Here is a 1,312-nt window from a genome sequence, read left to right on the forward strand (position 1 = left end):
GGTTCTTCTCCCAACTGAGGGGAGGAAGGCACACGGCCGACCGGTCAGACTTGCTGTTCTCTAGGCAACAGACTGAGGGTCGACCGTGGCCGAGCAGGATTGTATGTCCCGGCTGGGCAGCTGGGAGGGGTATCGAGTGCGCAAGTGGCGCCATGAGTCTCGTGGACAACAGCGTTGGCTGGTGATCGAGTTGGAGCCTGCACCTGGTGCGCAGCGGCATTGCATGGGCTGTGGTCAGGCGGTGACAGCGATTCATGACCGCATGATGCGGCGCATCCGCGAGCTGCCGATATTCGATGATCAGGTGGAGCTGCACGTGCCGCGTCTGCGCTTGGCTTGCCTATCCTGCGGCCCCCGCGTGGAGCGATTGGACTGGCTTGACCGGCATTGCCGGGTGACGCGGCGGCTGGCCGAGAGCGTGGCACGGCTGTGCGCGGTGACCTCGGTACTGCATGCTGCTCGTTGGCACGGACTGGACTGGAAGACGACCAAGGCGATCGACTTGCAGACATTGGAGCGCAGGCTGGGGCCGGTGGATCTGGACGGGGTGCGGCGGATCGCGATGGACGAGTTTGCGATCCAGAAGGGCCACCGATACGCCACCGTCGTGGTGGATGTGGAGCGCAAGCGGGTGCTGTGGGTTGGCCGAGGCCGCTCACGGGCTGAGGTGAGGCCGTTCTTCGAGTTGCTTGGTCCCCAACGCTGTGCCGACATCCAGGCGGTGGCCATGGACATGAACACCGCCTATGACTTGGAAGTGCGTCAGCACTGCCCGAACGCACAGGTGGTGTACGACCTGTTCCATGTGATCTCCAAATACGGCCGCGAGGTGATCGGCCGGGTGCGGGTGGATGCGGCCAACCAACTGCGCCACGACAAGCCGGCTCGCAAGGTGGTCAAACGCTCGCACTGGCTGCTGCTGCGCAACCCGGCAAACCTGGCCGAGTCCGAACAGATCCGACTGAGCGAGGTGCTGGAAGCCAATCAGTCGCTGATGACGGTCTACGTGATGAAGGAGCAACTCAAGGCATTGTGGAACGCACCCAGCGCCTGGGCTTGGCACCGTGCCTGGAAACAATGGCTGCGCCATGCCCGGGAGAGTGCGATCCCGGCCCTGATGCACTTCGCCAAGTGCCTGCGGCCGTACTGGCGCGGCATCCTCAGCCGGGTGCGCTGGCCCATGCACACCGGTCTGCTCGAAGGCATCAACAACCGCATCAAAGTCATCAAGCGCATCGCCTACGGCTACCGCGATGACGCCTACTTCTTCCTCAAGATCCGGGCGGCATTCCCCGGAGTTGGGTGAAGAACC

General features: G+C 63.6%; 1 protein-coding gene. It reads left to right on the forward strand.

The annotated features are described in order from the left end of the window. Window positions 1-85 precede the first annotated feature (85 nt). Complete coding sequence (locus N5J73_RS24155) at window positions 86-1,306, forward strand: ISL3 family transposase (protein ID WP_023112352.1); 1,221 nt, start codon at window positions 86-88, stop codon at window positions 1,304-1,306. The last annotated feature ends 6 nt before the right edge of the window (window positions 1,307-1,312 follow it).

The organism is Stenotrophomonas sp. GD03654 (assembly GCF_029845105.1).
GTDB classification, from domain to species: domain Bacteria; phylum Pseudomonadota; class Gammaproteobacteria; order Xanthomonadales; family Xanthomonadaceae; genus Stenotrophomonas; species Stenotrophomonas africana.